The organism is Klebsiella sp. Ech2A, from assembly GCF_030078455.1.
GTDB lineage: Bacteria > Pseudomonadota > Gammaproteobacteria > Enterobacterales > Enterobacteriaceae > Klebsiella > Klebsiella terrigena.
Genome location: NZ_JAQGFU010000106.1, coordinates 1 through 15,230, shown reverse-complemented (window position 1 = coordinate 15,230; position 15,230 = coordinate 1). Strand labels below are relative to the sequence as shown.

The following is a 15,230-nucleotide window of genomic DNA, read 5'->3' as shown; positions in this document are numbered from 1 at the left end:
TGCGGCCTGCTGCGGTGCGGCGGCGATGGTCTGCACCGGGCGGACCTCCGGCTCGGGCAGCGGCTTATGCGGATGGAAAGCCAGCGCGCGCAGCAGGGTCATCTCAACGCCCATGCGCCGGTCAGGGGCATAGGGCAGCTCTTTACGGCCAATCAGCAGCGTCTGATAGTATAGCTGTACATCGGCAGGCGGAACGGTGCGCGCAAGCTCGCGCATGCGCTGCTCTATCGCGGCCATATCGGCGCCCAGCGCCGAGGGCGACAGCTGTACCATCGCGATGCGGTGCAGCAGGCTCTGCATCTCGACCAGCAGCGCCTCCCACTCTACGCCGCGCGACGCGGCCTCGTTAACGCCGGCCATCACCCGCTCGCCGTCGGCGGCTACCAGCGCCTCAATTAATGAGAGCGCCTGGTCGTCGTCCAGGGTGCCAAGCATCGCGCTCACCGACTCCGTCGTCAGGCGACCATCGCCGCTGGCAATGGCCTGATCGGTGAGGCTCAGGGCGTCACGCAGGCTGCCGTCCGCCGCGCGCGACAGCAGCTGCAGCGCGCGGGATTCAAAGGCAATCTGCTCTTCGCCGAGGATGTGCTCAAGCTGATGGCGGATCTGCTCGACGTCCAGCGCCTTCAGATGGAACTGAAGGCAGCGCGACAGAATCGTCACCGGCAGCTTTTGCGGATCGGTGGTGGCCAGCAGGAATTTGACGTGCGCGGGCGGCTCCTCCAGCGTCTTTAACAACGCGTTGAAGCTGTGGCGCGACAGCATGTGGACTTCATCGATCAGGTAGACCTTGAAGCGGCCACGGGCCGGCGCGTACTGAACGTTGTCCAGCAGATCGCGGGTATCTTCGACTTTCGTCCGCGAGGCGGCATCGATCTCTATCAAATCGACGAAGCGCCCCTGCTCTATTTCACGGCAGTTGTCGCACACGCCGCACGGCGTGGCGGTAATGCCGGTTTCACAGTTCAACCCTTTTGCCAGCAGGCGCGCAATGGAGGTTTTACCTACCCCGCGGGTGCCGGAAAAGAGATAAGCGTGATGGATGCGCCCTAACGACAAGCCGTTCGCCAGTGCGGTCAGCACATGTTCCTGGCCGACGACGTCAGCAAAGGTTTGTGGGCGCCATTTACGGGCTAAGACCTGATAACTCATGGGCTGGCTCTGAAACGCTGGAAGGTGAAATCACGAAGGGGCCATGCTATCACAGCCCCGCCGGATCGGCGAGGCTATGTATCGGGAAATGCTTAGTGACCCGGGAACGGAACCAGGCTGTAGCTGTTGATGCCCAGCTTATCCAGACGCTGCTCGCCGCCCAGATCGAACAGGTTGATGACGAAAGCAGCATCCTGCACCTCACCGCCCAGACGGCGGATCAGCTTCACGGTTGCATCGATGGTGCCGCCGGTCGCCAGCAGATCGTCAACCACCAGCACCTTGTCGCCTTCTTTGATGGCGTCAACGTGGATTTCCAGGCTGTCGGTACCGTACTCGAGCTCGTAGCTCTCGGAGATAGTTTCACGCGGCAGCTTACCCGGTTTACGTACCGGAACGAAGCCAACACCCAGCGCCAGCGCAACCGGTGCGCCAAACAGAAAACCGCGCGCTTCGGTACCCACCACCTTGGTGATGCCGGCGTTTCTGTAACGTTCGGTCAGCAGCTCGATGCTCAGGGCATAGGCCTGCGGGTCTTCCAGCAGGCTGGTGACATCACGGAAAAGAATACCCGGTTTCGGATAGTCCTGAATGCTTTGGATGCTGTTCTTCAGATATTCAAGCTGCTGTGCAGTTGCGGTCATAAGTTTATGCCTGATAAAAACGGTGTTACTCACGGACGCGCCAAACGGGCCAGGGAAACATTTGATTAACCTTTGACCAGGCGTACCCGCGCTCGAAAACGCTCGAATTTACTGACTGTCAGCGACAATTGCAACAGGCATTATGGCGCATCAGTGCTTTTGTTGCTTTGCATCAACCACCGGAATACGCCACATAAATATCAGCAGGCAGGCCAAAATCACCAGCAGCATGATGCGTACCCACGTAAGCTTAACCAGCCACAGGGAAATAGCAAAGGTCAGTATAATCATCGCTATCGCCCGCGGCTTGGCGCCGGGCGGCATGGCTCGGTGCTGCTGCCAGTGGCGCAGGTAGCCGCCAAACCACGAGCGATACAGCAGCCAGTGATGAAAACGCGGCGATGAGCGGGCAAAGCACCAGGCCGCCAGCAGAATAAACGGCGTCGTCGGCAGTAAAGGCAGGAAGACGCCCAGCGTTCCCAGAACTACCGCCAGCCAGCCAATGATGGTTAAAATAATACGTGGCATAATGCGAATCGTTATCAAGCAGATGTGGCTACTGTAGCATAGTTGCTTATCAGGGTATGGAGGAGTTATTTGAAAACAACCCGGCTTTTACACTCGCTGGAAGAGCAGCTTGCCCGGCTGGCCGCAGAGGTCGCGCCGCTGGCCAACCACGCGACGCTGAGCGCCCGCTTCGATCGCCAGCTGTTCCGTACCCGCAGCACGCTGATGCAGGCCTATCTGGATGAAGCCCGGGATAATTTTGCCAAATTACGGCAGGCCGTCGCCCACCAGCAGCTGCCGCAGGTTGCCTGGCTGGCAGAGCGCCTGAGCGCGCAAATTGTCGCCATCAGCCGCGAGACGGCAACCTGGCCGCTGCGCAGCTGGGACAACGCGGCATCGGGGCTGGGCCGCTGGCAGCGGCGTCGGCTGAAGCACCAGGAGTATGAGCGTCGCCTGCTGGTCATGCGCAACGATCGCCAGCGGCAGTGGCTGCAGGCGACGACGCTCGATGAGCAGCAGCGCCTGGCGAAAGAGGTGGAGGCCTATGCCGGACGCCTTGCCCGCTGCCGCGATGCGCTGGAAAAAATAGAGAGCGTGCTGGCACGCATGACGCGCTAACGAAAGGAGTGAGAATGTCGCTGGAAAACGCCCCGGATGAAGTCAAACTGGCCGTCGATTTAATCATGCTGCTTGAAGAGAACCAGGTCAGCCCGCGCACGGTGCTCGGCGCGCTGGAAATCATTCGCCGTGATTATGAAAACAAGCTAAAGAACGCGCCGGGATCGGCGCAGAACGAGGAGCGGTAGCGGGCTGCGGGGCGGCGCATCGGCCGCCCCGAGAGTTAATTAGCCGAGCGCCGGGGAAGGATCGTCCCCTTTAACTTCACGCTTCAGCTCCGTCACCTCATCACCCTTTTCATTACGCAGATGCACTTCCAGCTGGTTGAAGGCGATGTTGATGTTGTTTTCACGGCACAGGCGGTCGATGGTGCGATTCAGCTCGTCCACCGTGTAGCTGCGATCGCGCAGTTCGCGAACGTAGAGACGCAGTTCGTGATCCAGCGTGCTGGCGCCAAAGGTCGTGAAGAAGACCGACGGCGCAGGTTCAGGCATGACCTTCGGATGCTCATGAGCGGCCTGCAGCAGGACCTCCTTTACCTTATCCAGATCCGAACCGTACGCCACGCCGAGGCGGATGACGACGCGGGTAACGGTGTCAGACAGCGACCAGTTGATCAGGCGCTCCGTCACGAACGCTTTGTTCGGAATGATCACCTCCTTACGGTCAAAGTCGGTAATGGTGGTCGCGCGGATGCGGATCTTGCTGACGGTGCCGGAGAAGGTCCCGATGGTAACGGTATCGCCGATGCGCACCGGGCGTTCAAACAGGATGATCAGGCCGGAAACGAAGTTACCGAAAATTTCCTGCAGACCAAAGCCCAAACCTACCGACAGCGCGGCCGCCAGCCACTGCAGTTTGTCCCACGATACCCCCAGCGAGCCGAACACCGTCATCGCGCCAATGGCGATAATGGCGTAGTTCAGAATCGAGGTTATCGCATACGACGTCCCCTGGCGCATGTTGAGCCGCGACAGGATCAGCACTTCCAGCAGACCCGGCAGGTTGCGGATGAGCGCCCAGGCCACCATCGAGGCCACTATCGCAAACAGCAGGCTGCCCATGGTGACGCTTTTTACCACGTTGACGCCGGCTTCGGTGCCGTTGTAGTGCCACAGGGTGATGCTGTCGAGATAGGCGAATACGGTGATCAGATCCGACCAAATGGCCCAGAACAGGATGCCGAACAGCGCGATCATCACCAGCATGGTGATACGCAGCGTTTGCTGGTTGACCTGCTCCAGCGCAATCGTCGGCTCCTCCTGCGGCTCAGCGCCTTCGGCGCCCTCTTTGACCAGGTGCTGACGGCGAGCCAGCGCGCGACGCCAGGCGATGCGGCGGGCCGCCACGCTCAGGCCACGCAGCACGGTCTGATACAGCAGATTCCACAGCATCACCAGATAGACGGTTTCAATCCAGCGTCCGGCAAGGCGCAGCGTGGTATAGAAGTAGCCGGTTGCGGTCAGCGCCATCAGCGCGACGGGGACAATCGACAGCACGGTGACGGTCACCAGGCGCAGGCTGTGCGACTCCTTATCGCGCCAGCTTTCGCGGCACATCGGCCACACCAGCACCGCAATCAGCAGCAGGTTGATAAAGATAACGAACTGCCCCAGCACGTCGTCCATCAGATGCAGCGGAGAGAGTTCGGAGATAACCGACCACAGGTTCAGCGGCAGCAGCGCCAGGCTGACGCGGACAATCTGCCGACGCCAGTGGCTGGTGAGCTGCGGCGGCATATTGAAGTGGCTTACCGCCACGCCGTCTTTTTCCAGAACCTTCCAGCACAGGCCAAACACCAGCCAGAACAGCGCCAGCTTCTTGCTGTAGGCCCACAGCAGATCGCTGATATTGAGCTGCATCGTCAGCAGAATCAGGCCCGCGGCGAGGATCAGCAGCACCACCGGCAGCGCTCTTATCAGATCGATCAAAATCGCTTTTGGCGTATGCAGCTGGGTATCGTTACGCAGCTGCCCGACCTGCGACGCCAGCTTTGCCTGGTAGCTGCGCAGCCACTGCAGGCGCCAGCGGATAAGGCCGGCAATCAGCAGCAGCGGCAGCCCGGCAAGGAAGGCCACAAAGACGGCGGGCCAGGCTTTTTCCCAGTTCACGGTGATTTTCATCGCCTTAAACTGCCCTTTCAGCGCTTCAGGGAAGGATTTGATCCACTCCCAGTCCATGGGCTTGTTGCTGTTAACCCAGAAAATTTGCTGGGTCAGGATGGCTTTCAGGGCGCTGGAGACGCTCATCAGCTGCTGCTGGTTAATCTGCAGGTTGATCGCCATCATCAGCTGATTACCCAGCTGCTTGTTGAACTGATCGAGCAGCTCGCGGCGCATATCCACCACGTCCAGCAGGGCGTCGTGGACTTCCGGATTCACGTCGCTGCTGTGCCCTTCTTCCAGTTTTGCGACGTAGGCGTCGCTCTGGAACAGGGCGTCGCGCTGCTGGTTAACCTCAAATTGCTCGAGGCGCAGGTCGGCGATGCGGTTGGTCATATCCTCCAGCTCGTCGGCAGACGGCAGGGTCTGCTGCTGCTGGTAGAGGATACGCGACAGCAGCAGGCTGCCTTTGAGGACCGAAATCTGTTCTTTAATATCGCGTTCAGACTGCAGCGCGCGATCGAGCCAGTTTTTGACCTTAATATTGCGCTGCACCAGCTGGTTGCCGCTTTCAGTCGCCGAAATCAGCCTCTGGCTAAGCTGGTGGTTAATCTCCAGCTCCTGCTTCACCAGCGGATTGGCCTGAATGCGTGCGGTTTCATCTGGCGTTACCGCTTCCTGCGCGGTTTTTTCCGTCAGCGTCAGCCGCTTGCTGTTAACGGCTTCCTGCAGCAGCTGCAGCTGATGCTCCAGACGGTTGCTGTTGGCGCTGACGTAGTCCCGCTGCTTCTGCAGCGTGTCCTGCAGGACGGTATTTCCTTCCAGGCTTTTACGCTGCTGGTCGATCTGCGCGTTCAGCAGCGCCTGCTGCGTCAGCAGCAGTACCTGCTGGGTTGGGCGCAGGGTCTCTTCCCCCACCGAGGTGCCGTTCAGCCGGTTACGGATCTGCTGCAACTGCTGGGACGCCGAGTACATCGCGTTCTGCACGCGCTCCGGCTGGGTTTGCAAAGCAACCAGCTGGCTGTTGTACGTCGCCAGATCGTTCTGGGCATTTTGCAGATCGTCGAGGTTCTGGGTGACGCGGGCTTCCAGCTGACGGAGCGACAGCGAGGCCAGCGTTTTGCGCGTGGCCTCATCGTCAGGCACGTCGCCGAGCGCGTTCAGGCCATCGACCGCCTGGCGCATTTTCGCCGGGGCCTGATCGACCTGCTGGCGCAGCTGGGCCGACTCCGACTTGATGCGCTCAATTTTATCGAGCGTTTCGAGGGTTTGCGTCAGGTCCTGCTGAACCAGCTTGTCCTGGGGAGTGAGCTCTTTTTGCTTATTCAGCGTATTGAGCTGGCTCTGCACTTCGGAGCGATCGGGTAAATCGGCCGCAAAGGCCCGCGTTGCGCCAAGGCTGCCAACGAAAAACATCAGTACAATTACAAAAGCGGAAATGGCGTTTCGCCAACGAATAGTATGCAGCATAGTGTTAACATGAATGATTGCAGAAGCCGGAGAATACCGGGGGTCGTCGCAGCGCGCAGAATAGCACTTCTACCCGCGCGCGAATAGCGGCGGATAGCGGCATTTTTTCGCGCCGGTTCAGGCCGGGAATTTGCGCGAAGCGCTAGAGCGCGGCCTCGGCTGGAGCCCGCAGTGACGGGCAAAACTGATACATCTCGAGAAGCGTCTCGACAAATTCCCGCGCGTCCTTTTGCAGATCGAAAGAGTCCGGCGCAAATAGCCAGTTTTCCATCAGGCCAGAAAGGTAGCTGCGCATTAAAATCGCCGCCCGCCGGGTTAATAAATTAGCCGGCAGCATCTTCGCCGCAATACATTCGTTAAGAGTGTGCTCGATGCGATCGTAGCTCTCGAGACAGAGGCTGCGCTGCGCCTCCTGGGCCACCGTCATCTCGCCCACAAACTCGCATTTATGGAAGATGATTTCCATCATCAGCCGCCGACGCTCTTCTGTCACCGTTGCTTCAAGAACATAGACTAAGATCTCACGAACAACTGACAGTGGATCGTTGGGGAATTTTGCCCGATACTCAACTTCGAGGTCACTAATGCTGGCCTCCGAAAGCACCCATATTTCATTAAATAAATCTGATTTATTCTTGAAATGCCAGTAGATAGCCCCCCTCGTCACCCCTGCAGCTTTTGCAATTGCTGCTAACGAGGTAGATGATACGCCTTGCTGCGAAAACAAACGCAGAGCAACGTCCAGAATGTGTTGCCGGGTTTCAAGTGCCTGTTGTTTGGTTTTTCGTGCCATAGGTCGATGAGTTTACAGAGGTTACGTTTACATACATTTATGAATGTATGTACCATAGCATGACCATAATAGAAACACAGCAGTGGGTTTGTGGTCGTTTGAGCCACTGAACAATTTGAAATTGGACACTCGAGGTTTACATATGAACAAAAACAGAGGGTTAACGCCTCTGGCGGTCGTTCTGATGCTCTCAGGCAGCTTAGCGCTAACAGGATGTGACGACAAACCGGCTCAACAAGGGGCCCAGCAAATGCCGGAAGTCGGCGTTGTGACGCTCAAATCCGCACCTCTACAAATCACCACCGAGCTGCCTGGCCGCACCAGCGCATACCGCGTCGCTGAAGTTCGCCCTCAGGTGAGTGGCATTATTCTGAAACGTAACTTCACTGAAGGCAGCGATATCCAGGCAGGTGTGTCCCTTTATCAGATCGATCCGGCAACCTATCAGGCCAGCTACGAAAGCGCGAAAGGCGACTTAGCCAAGGCACAGGCGGCGGCAAATATCTCCCAGCTGACGGTTAAGCGCTACCAGAAACTGTTAGGCACCAAATATATCAGTCAACAAGACTACGACACCGCCGTTGCTGACGCTCAGCAGAACAATGCGGCCGTCGTGGCGGCAAAAGCTGCCGTGGAAACCGCGCGTATTAACCTCGCGTACACCAAAGTCACGTCGCCTATCAGCGGTCGTATTGGTAAATCGGCCGTAACGGAAGGTGCGCTGGTGCAGAACGGCCAGACCACCGCGCTGGCCACCGTTCAGCAGTTGGACCCGATCTACGTTGACGTGACCCAGTCGAGCAACGATTTCCTGCGCCTGAAACAGGAGCTGGCAAACGGTAAGCTGAAACAGGAAAACGGCAAAGCCAAGGTCGAGCTGGTCACCAGCGATGGTCTGAAGTATCCGCAGGGCGGCACGCTGGAGTTTTCTGACGTGACCGTCGATCAGACCACCGGTTCTATCACTCTGCGCGCTATCTTCCCGAACCCGGATAACTCCCTGCTGCCAGGTATGTTCGTCCGCGCGCGTCTGGAAGAAGGCACCAACCCTGACGCACTGCTGGTACCTCAGCAGGGTGTAACCCGCACTCCGCGCGGTGATGCCAGCGTAATGGTGGTGGGCGAAGGCGATAAGGTCGAGGTTCGTCAGGTCACCGCAACGCAGGCGATCGGCGATAAATGGCTGGTCACTACCGGGGTGAAATCGGGCGATCGCGTCATCGTCGCCGGACTGCAAAAAGTAAAACCAGGCGTGCAGGTGAAAGCGCAGGAAGTAGCCTCTGACGATAAGCAGCAAGCTGCAAGCAGCGCTAAGTCAGAGTAAACCAGGTCTTAACTTAAACAGGAGCCGTTAAGACATGCCTAATTTCTTTATCGATCGCCCCATATTCGCATGGGTGATCGCCATAATAATCATGCTAGCTGGGGGACTTGCGATCCTGAAGCTGCCTGTCGCGCAATATCCAACGATTGCGCCGCCGGCGGTGACAATTTCCGCAACCTACCCGGGTGCTGATGCGAAAACGGTGCAGGATACCGTCACGCAGGTTATCGAACAGAACATGAACGGTATCGATAACCTGATGTACATGTCCTCCAACAGTGACTCAACCGGTACGGTTCAGATCACGCTGACCTTCCAGTCCGGTACCGACGCGGATATCGCGCAGGTGCAGGTGCAGAACAAACTGCAGCTCGCTATGCCGCTGCTGCCGCAGGAAGTACAGCAACAGGGCGTGAGCGTGGAGAAATCCTCCAGCAGCTTCCTGATGGTTGTCGGCGTTATCAACACCAACGGCACCATGACGCAGGAGGATATTTCCGACTACGTTGGCGCCAACATGAAGGATGCGATCAGCCGTACCTCAGGCGTGGGCGACGTTCAGCTGTTTGGTTCCCAGTACGCGATGCGTATCTGGATGGATCCGAACAAGCTGAACAACTTCCAGCTGACGCCGGTCGATGTCATTAGCGCCATTAAAGCGCAGAACGCCCAGGTTGCAGCCGGTCAGTTAGGCGGTACGCCGCCGGTGAAAGGCCAGCAGCTGAACGCTTCGATCATTGCGCAAACGCGTCTGAAATCCGCGGACGAATTTAGCAACATCCTGCTGAAAGTGAACCAGGACGGTTCGCAGGTTCGCCTGCGCGATGTGGCGAAGGTCGAACTCGGCGGCGAAAACTACGATATCATCGCCAAGTATAACAACCAGCCGGCTTCCGGTCTGGGTATCAAGCTGGCAACCGGCGCTAACGCGCTGGATACCGCAAACGCCATTCGCGCTGAACTGGCAAAAATGGAGCCGTACTTCCCGTCAGGCCTGAAGATTGTTTACCCGTATGACACCACGCCGTTCGTGAAGATCTCCATTCATGAAGTGGTTAAAACGCTGGTTGAAGCCATTATCCTGGTCTTCCTGGTTATGTACCTGTTTCTGCAGAACTTCCGCGCCACGCTGATTCCGACCATCGCGGTTCCGGTGGTCCTGTTAGGGACATTCGCCATCCTCTCCATCTTTGGCTTCTCGATAAACACCTTAACCATGTTTGGTATGGTGCTGGCGATAGGCCTGCTGGTGGATGACGCCATCGTGGTGGTAGAAAACGTCGAGCGCGTCATGGCCGAGGAGGGGCTCCCGCCGAAGGAAGCAACCCGTAAATCCATGGGCCAGATCCAGGGCGCGCTGGTCGGTATCGCGATGGTGCTGTCGGCGGTATTCATCCCGATGGCCTTCTTCGGCGGCTCAACCGGGGCGATTTATCGTCAGTTCTCCATCACTATCGTTTCGGCGATGGCACTGTCGGTACTGGTGGCGTTGATTCTGACTCCGGCGCTGTGCGCCACGATGCTGAAACCTATCGCTAAAGGCGGTCACGGCGAGCACAAAGGCTTCTTTGGCTGGTTTAACCGCATGTTCGATAAGAGCACCCACCACTACACCGATAGCGTAGGCAACATCCTGCGCAGTACCGGTCGTTATCTGGTGCTGTATCTGATCATCGTTGTCGGAATGGCCTTCCTGTTCGTTCGTCTGCCGAGCTCGTTCCTGCCGGATGAAGACCAGGGCGTATTCCTGAGCATGGCGCAGCTGCCTGCTGGCGCCACCCAGGAGCGTACGCAGAAAGTGCTGGATGAGATGACCGACTACTACCTCACGAAAGAGAAGGCCAACGTTGAATCCGTGTTCGCGGTTAACGGCTTTGGCTTCGCGGGTCGCGGTCAGAACACCGGTATTGCGTTCGTTTCTCTGAAAGACTGGAGCGAACGTCCGGGCAGCGAGAACAAGGTTGAAGCGATTACCGGTCGGGCGATGGCGCGCTTCTCGCAGATTAAAGATGCGATGGTCTTCGCCTTTAACCTGCCGGCTATCGTCGAGCTGGGTACCGCAACCGGCTTTGACTTCCAGCTGATCGACCAGGGTGGCTTAGGTCACGAAAAACTGACCCAGGCGCGTAACCAGCTGTTTGGTGAAATTGCGAAGCACCCTGACCTGCTGGTCGGCGTGCGTCCGAACGGCCTGGAAGATACGCCGCAGTTCAAGGTGGATATCGATCAGGAGAAAGCGCAGGCGCTGGGCGTATCCATCAGCGACATCAATACCACGCTGGGCGCAGCCTGGGGCGGTAGCTACGTCAACGACTTTATCGACCGCGGTCGCGTGAAGAAGGTGTACGTGATGTCCGAAGCGAAATACCGCATGCTGCCGGAAGATATTGGCAACTGGTACGTTCGCGGTAGCGACGGGCAGATGGTGCCGTTCTCGGCCTTCTCAACGTCGCACTGGGAGTACGGTTCACCGCGTCTGGAACGCTATAACGGTCTGCCGTCGATGGAAATCCTCGGCCAGGCGACTCCGGGTAGAAGTACCGGTGAAGCCATGAACCTGATGGAAGAACTGGCGGGCAAGCTGCCGGCTGGCGTTGGCTACGACTGGACCGGTATGTCCTATCAGGAACGTCTGTCCGGTAACCAGGCTCCGGCCCTGTATGCCATCTCGCTGATTGTGGTCTTCCTGTGTCTGGCAGCGCTGTATGAAAGCTGGTCGATTCCATTCTCGGTTATGCTGGTTGTACCGCTCGGGGTTATCGGCGCGCTGCTGGCCGCAACCTTCCGCGGCCTGACTAACGACGTCTACTTCCAGGTGGGTCTGCTGACCACCATCGGCCTGTCGGCGAAGAACGCGATACTTATCGTCGAGTTCGCCAAAGACCTGATGGATAAAGAAGGCAAGGGCCTGATTGAGGCGACGCTGGAGGCGGTACGTATGCGTCTGCGTCCAATCCTGATGACCTCGCTGGCCTTTATCCTCGGGGTTATGCCGCTGGTTATCAGCTCCGGCGCAGGCTCCGGGGCGCAGAACGCCGTAGGTACCGGCGTAATGGGCGGGATGGTCACCGCGACGGTTCTGGCAATCTTCTTCGTGCCGGTATTCTTCGTGGTCGTTCGTCGCCGTTTCAGCAAGAAAACGGAAGATATTGAGCACAGTCATCCGACCGGGCATCATTAATCTCTGAACTCAGGGCCGCATTTGCGGCCCTTTTTTTATCGATGAAAGCGCACACAATGTGATTGTTTAGCGGATGTTCTGCTATATAATCAGCAAAGATATGACGTAACCTATTTTTTATCAGATTATTCTTCACGGTTTTACCCTTCGGCCTCACTCAGAATATTCTTAATACCAGCGTTATCCGTGGCTGCCGACGGGCACATGACAAAATAACCTGCTAAACCAATGATCCATAAGGTGTGCTTTGCGATAGACATCACCTTGATATGTTGCGGTATAATAGAGTCCGATGCTTTAAGATAAATTAAGGGTAATAATTGTAATTTTTCGTAATAGCACGGTGAAATCTGTTTAAGAGTGGATTATAGTTAAATCAACAGGATTACAATGTATGTGCCAGGTCTGTTAGTCGTGTTCATCCCACAACGGTGCTTGTTAGTCGTCGTTTAAAACCACTCAAAAGGGGATGTGTTATGGACGAATACTCGCCAAAAAGACATGATATCGCACAGCTTCGATTTCTCTGCGAAACCCTGTATCATGATTGCCTTGCAAACCTGGAAGAGAGCAACCACGGGTGGGTTAATGACCCGACGTCGGCTGTCAATCTTCAGCTTAATGAATTGATCGATCACATTGCTACCTTCGCGCTTAATTATAAAATTAAGTACGCTGAGGATAATAAACTGATTGCTCAGCTCGATGAATACCTTGATGACACTTTCATGTTGTTTAGCAGCTACGGCATTAACAGCGTAGACCTGCAGAAATGGCGTAAATCGGGAAATCGGTTATTCCGTTGTTTTGTTAACGCCAGCCGGGAAAATCCGGCAAGTCTTTCTTGTTAGTATTATTACAATCTAAAGGTGAATTTATGTCTGGTGAACCATTAACCAAAACAGACTATTTGATGCGCTTACGCCGTTGTCAGACAATTGATACGCTGGAACGCGTAATTGAAAAAAATAAATACGAACTTCCGGACAACGAACTGGCTGTATTTTACTCAGCGGCCGATCACCGTCTTGCTGAATTGACCATGAATAAGCTGTACGACAAAATCCCGACGTCGGTGTGGAAATTCATTCGCTAATTCATTTCAGGTAACGACCAGACGGTAATCAGCCCCCTCCCCCCACTTCGGGTATATTTGTGATATTACTCGCATAAATAGCCAAACGGCGTATCTGAAACCGGTTTCTTTTTTATACTGTGGCCCACCCGCTATTTGAGGAAAGCCCCATGAGTGAAGAGAAACTTAAGATGATCGCCGGAGAGCTGTATCAGCCCGGAGACGCGACGCTACGCGCGGATCGCCTGCATGCCAGGCAGGAGCTGCATCGCTACAACCATTCGGCGCCGGAAGAACGTGAACTACGCAAAAACTGTCTGGCAGGGTTATTGGGTCAGGCGGCCGATGCCTATATTGAGCCCACCTTCCGCTGTGATTATGGTTACAATATTTATCTCGGCAGTCATTTCTACGCCAATTTTGACTGCGTCATGCTCGACGTCTGCCCGATACGGATCGGCGATAACTGCATGTTGGCACCCGGCGTACATATCTATACCGCCACCCATCCTCTCGATGCCGTCGAGCGCAACAGCGGCAAAGAGTACGGCAAACCGGTCACCATCGGGAATAACGTCTGGATTGGCGGCCGCGCCGTGATTAACCCGGGCGTGACGATTGGCGATAACGCCGTCATCGCCTCCGGGGCCGTGGTCGTCAAAGACGTTCCGCCGAATGCGGTCGTTGGCGGCAATCCCGCGCAAATCATCAGGATGCTGGAAGCGGAAAAAGAGTAACTGTTATGCTTTTCCGCAACTGATCTGTTACTTTTCCATCTGATTCCCGCAACATAAAATAGCCTTCAGGCTGGGCCTTAGTAGAATTCGGGGACAAAATGACAGAAATACAGCAACTGCTGACCAATACCATTGATGAGCTCAATGTGAAAGAGAAGCGCGACAACCGTCCGCGCTTCAGCATCAGTTTTATTCGCAATCATCCGTGGCTGTTCGTCGCGATGTACGCCGCCTTTGCTGCGACCTTCGTCGTCATGTTCACCTCAGAGACGCTGGTGGATTCCGTATGGCTGCTGGTGGTGCTGTTTGTCCTGCTGAACGGCTTCTTTTTCTTTGACGTCTATCCGCGCTATCGCTACGAAGATATCGACGTCCTGGACTTTCGCGTCTGCTACAACGGCGAATGGTACAACACCCGCTTCGTCCCGCCTCAGCTGATCGAGCGGATCCTGCAGTCGCCGCGCGTAGCGGGCGAGCAGAAAACGCAGCTGCAAAAAATGATTGCTACCAAAGGCGAGCTATCGTTCTACGATGTCTTCAGCCTGACCCGCGTCGGCTCTGCCTGATAAGACGATTTAACGTCCGCAGCGCCGGAGCAAAATGCGAAGCGGACGTATTGCCATATCCCAGCACCAGCCCGCTTCGCGCGCGCCGTGCGTCCAGATAGAAGCGGCTTAAGGCCGCAGGGGCCTGCTGAAACTGGCGGGCCTGCTCAACCACCGCCACATCATCAATCCCCTCAACGGCGACCGTCAGGTGCAGCCCGCCCTCGCCGCCGAGAATGTCACAAGGCTGGGTCAGCTCCCTGGCCAGGGCCTCGCGTAGCTGCAGCTGACGCTTACGGTACAAACGGCGCATGGCGGCCAGATGACGGGCATAGTGGCCCTCTTCGATGAAGAGCGCCAGCGCCCGCTGTTCAGCCCGATGGCCGCCCCGCAGCAGCGCGCTAACCGCCCCCTGAGCCGCGGCGGCCAGCGCCGGTGGCATGACCACAAAACCAATCCGCAGCGCCGGGAACAGCGTTTTGCTGAACGTACCGAGATAGACCACCGGCGCGTCTTTTACCATTCCCAGCATCGCCGGGATCGGCTCACCGCTGTAGCGAAACTCGCTATCGTAGTCATCTTCCACGATCCAGGCATTATGCTGGCGCGCATACTCCAGCAGCGCCAGACGTCGCCCGGCGCTCATCACCGCTCCGCATGGATACTGGTGCGAAGGGGAAGTGAAAATGAGCCTCGGCGTTTCGCTCTCATCCACCTCCGGACGCATGCCTTCGCTATCGACCGCCATCCCTTTCACCCGCAGTCCGGCCTTCAGAAATACGCTTTTGGCGCCTAAATAGCCCGGCTCCTCTACCCAGGCGGTATCACCGGCGACGCTCAGCAGGTGGGTACAGAGGTTGACCCCCTCAAGCGCGCCTTCGGTAATGACAATCTGCCGGGCATCGCAGCGAATACCGCGCGACAGCGCGAGGTGGCGCACGATAGCCTGCCGCAGCACCAGCTCCCCCGCCGCATCGCCGTAGCCCAGCAGCGTGCTGCCCTCTTCGCGCAGGATGCGATCGAGCAGACGTCGCCAGATGGAGAGAGGAAAGTAGTTAATCGCCGGCGAACCGGGGGTAAAG

At 56.9% G+C, this 15,230-nt stretch carries 15 protein-coding genes; 8 read left to right on the top strand and 7 right to left on the bottom strand.

What is annotated here, in order from left to right:
* The 3 genes from dnaX to PFH44_RS17635 all read right to left on the bottom strand — a co-directional run.
* A partial coding sequence (gene dnaX / locus PFH44_RS17645) for a DNA polymerase III subunit gamma/tau (protein ID WP_283825682.1) occupies window positions 1-1,152 on the bottom strand: 1,152 nt, incomplete at its 3' end.
* A gap of 92 nt (window positions 1,153-1,244) precedes the next feature.
* On the bottom strand, window positions 1,245-1,796 hold the full coding sequence (apt, locus tag PFH44_RS17640; protein ID WP_041144362.1) for an adenine phosphoribosyltransferase: 552 nt from the start codon (window positions 1,794-1,796) through the stop codon (window positions 1,245-1,247).
* Window positions 1,797-1,946: 150 nt separating this feature from the next.
* On the bottom strand, window positions 1,947-2,324 hold the full coding sequence (locus PFH44_RS17635) for a DUF454 family protein (RefSeq protein ID WP_045855410.1): 378 nt from the start codon (window positions 2,322-2,324) through the stop codon (window positions 1,947-1,949).
* 69 nt (window positions 2,325-2,393) lie between these two features.
* Here PFH44_RS17635 and priC point away from each other — a divergent pair, with 69 nt between their 5' ends.
* The gene (gene priC / locus PFH44_RS17630; RefSeq protein ID WP_283825681.1) at window positions 2,394-2,921 is read left to right on the top strand and encodes a primosomal replication protein N''; all 528 of its coding nucleotides are present in this window, start codon (window positions 2,394-2,396) and stop codon (window positions 2,919-2,921) included.
* Window positions 2,922-2,935: 14 nt separating this feature from the next.
* Window positions 2,936-3,109 carry a pleiotropic regulatory protein RsmS gene (gene rsmS / locus PFH44_RS17625; RefSeq protein WP_072051774.1) on the top strand — a complete coding sequence of 58 codons (174 nt, stop codon included), beginning with the start codon at window positions 2,936-2,938 and terminating at the stop codon, window positions 3,107-3,109.
* Between the two features lie 39 nt (window positions 3,110-3,148).
* On the opposite strand, the gene mscK is transcribed toward rsmS, so the two are convergent.
* Together mscK and acrR are read right to left on the bottom strand one after the other, a co-directional pair.
* The gene (gene mscK, locus PFH44_RS17620; RefSeq protein ID WP_283825680.1) at window positions 3,149-6,493 is read right to left on the bottom strand and encodes a mechanosensitive channel MscK; all 3,345 of its coding nucleotides are present in this window, start codon (window positions 6,491-6,493) and stop codon (window positions 3,149-3,151) included.
* Window positions 6,494-6,635: 142 nt separating this feature from the next.
* A complete protein-coding gene (gene acrR / locus PFH44_RS17615) occupies window positions 6,636-7,286 on the bottom strand; it encodes a multidrug efflux transporter transcriptional repressor AcrR (RefSeq protein ID WP_045854251.1) in 651 nt (216 codons plus the stop codon).
* Between the two features lie 142 nt (window positions 7,287-7,428).
* Here acrR and acrA point away from each other — a divergent pair, with 142 nt between their 5' ends.
* The 5 genes from acrA (at window position 7,429) to maa (ending at window position 13,603) form a co-directional block, all read left to right on the top strand.
* Window positions 7,429-8,610 carry a multidrug efflux RND transporter periplasmic adaptor subunit AcrA gene (acrA, locus tag PFH44_RS17610; RefSeq protein WP_045854250.1) on the top strand — a complete coding sequence of 394 codons (1,182 nt, stop codon included), beginning with the start codon at window positions 7,429-7,431 and terminating at the stop codon, window positions 8,608-8,610.
* Window positions 8,611-8,644: 34 nt separating this feature from the next.
* Window positions 8,645-11,791, top strand: a complete 3,147-nt coding sequence (gene acrB / locus PFH44_RS17605; RefSeq protein ID WP_045854249.1) for a multidrug efflux RND transporter permease subunit AcrB — start codon at window positions 8,645-8,647, stop codon at window positions 11,789-11,791.
* Window positions 11,792-12,267: 476 nt separating this feature from the next.
* Complete coding sequence (tomB, locus tag PFH44_RS17600; protein ID WP_041144356.1) at window positions 12,268-12,642, top strand: Hha toxicity modulator TomB; 375 nt, start codon at window positions 12,268-12,270, stop codon at window positions 12,640-12,642.
* 26 nt (window positions 12,643-12,668) lie between these two features.
* On the top strand, window positions 12,669-12,887 hold the full coding sequence (locus PFH44_RS17595) for an HHA domain-containing protein (RefSeq protein WP_041144355.1): 219 nt from the start codon (window positions 12,669-12,671) through the stop codon (window positions 12,885-12,887).
* A gap of 149 nt (window positions 12,888-13,036) precedes the next feature.
* Window positions 13,037-13,603 carry a maltose O-acetyltransferase gene (gene maa / locus PFH44_RS17590; RefSeq protein WP_283825679.1) on the top strand — a complete coding sequence of 189 codons (567 nt, stop codon included), beginning with the start codon at window positions 13,037-13,039 and terminating at the stop codon, window positions 13,601-13,603.
* On the opposite strand, the gene PFH44_RS28120 is transcribed toward maa, so the two are convergent.
* Window positions 13,575-13,712 (bottom strand): hypothetical protein, encoded by a 138-nt coding sequence (locus PFH44_RS28120; protein ID WP_371823018.1) that lies wholly within the window; start codon window positions 13,710-13,712, stop codon window positions 13,575-13,577. The genes maa and PFH44_RS28120 overlap by 29 nt on opposite strands.
* Between PFH44_RS28120 and PFH44_RS17585 the strand changes: the two genes are divergently transcribed.
* Window positions 13,702-14,169, top strand: a complete 468-nt coding sequence (locus PFH44_RS17585; protein WP_045854247.1) for a YlaC family protein — start codon at window positions 13,702-13,704, stop codon at window positions 14,167-14,169. The two genes, PFH44_RS28120 and PFH44_RS17585, sit on opposite strands and share 11 nt — an antisense overlap.
* Here the strand turns inward: PFH44_RS17585 and pdxR are convergent.
* A partial coding sequence (gene pdxR / locus PFH44_RS17580) for a MocR-like pyridoxine biosynthesis transcription factor PdxR (protein ID WP_283825678.1) occupies window positions 14,141-15,230 on the bottom strand: 1,090 nt, incomplete at its 5' end. The two genes, PFH44_RS17585 and pdxR, sit on opposite strands and share 29 nt — an antisense overlap.

Excerpts from the sequence above, each read along its gene's own strand:
- apt (WP_041144362.1), bottom strand. The coding sequence starts at position 1,796 with ATGACCGCAACTGCACAGCAGCTTGAATATCTGAAGAACAGCATCCAA.
- PFH44_RS17635 (WP_045855410.1), bottom strand. The coding sequence starts at position 2,324 with ATGCCACGTATTATTTTAACCATCATTGGCTGGCTGGCGGTAGTTCTG.
- rsmS (WP_072051774.1), top strand. The coding sequence starts at position 2,936 with ATGTCGCTGGAAAACGCCCCGGATGAAGTCAAACTGGCCGTCGATTTA.
- mscK (WP_283825680.1), bottom strand. The coding sequence starts at position 6,493 with ATGCTGCATACTATTCGTTGGCGAAACGCCATTTCCGCTTTTGTAATT.
- acrR (WP_045854251.1), bottom strand. The coding sequence starts at position 7,286 with ATGGCACGAAAAACCAAACAACAGGCACTTGAAACCCGGCAACACATT.
- acrA (WP_045854250.1), top strand. The coding sequence starts at position 7,429 with ATGAACAAAAACAGAGGGTTAACGCCTCTGGCGGTCGTTCTGATGCTC.
- acrB (WP_045854249.1), top strand. The coding sequence starts at position 8,645 with ATGCCTAATTTCTTTATCGATCGCCCCATATTCGCATGGGTGATCGCC.
- tomB (WP_041144356.1), top strand. The coding sequence starts at position 12,268 with ATGGACGAATACTCGCCAAAAAGACATGATATCGCACAGCTTCGATTT.
- PFH44_RS17595 (WP_041144355.1), top strand. The coding sequence starts at position 12,669 with ATGTCTGGTGAACCATTAACCAAAACAGACTATTTGATGCGCTTACGC.
- maa (WP_283825679.1), top strand. The coding sequence starts at position 13,037 with ATGAGTGAAGAGAAACTTAAGATGATCGCCGGAGAGCTGTATCAGCCC.
- PFH44_RS17585 (WP_045854247.1), top strand. The coding sequence starts at position 13,702 with ATGACAGAAATACAGCAACTGCTGACCAATACCATTGATGAGCTCAAT.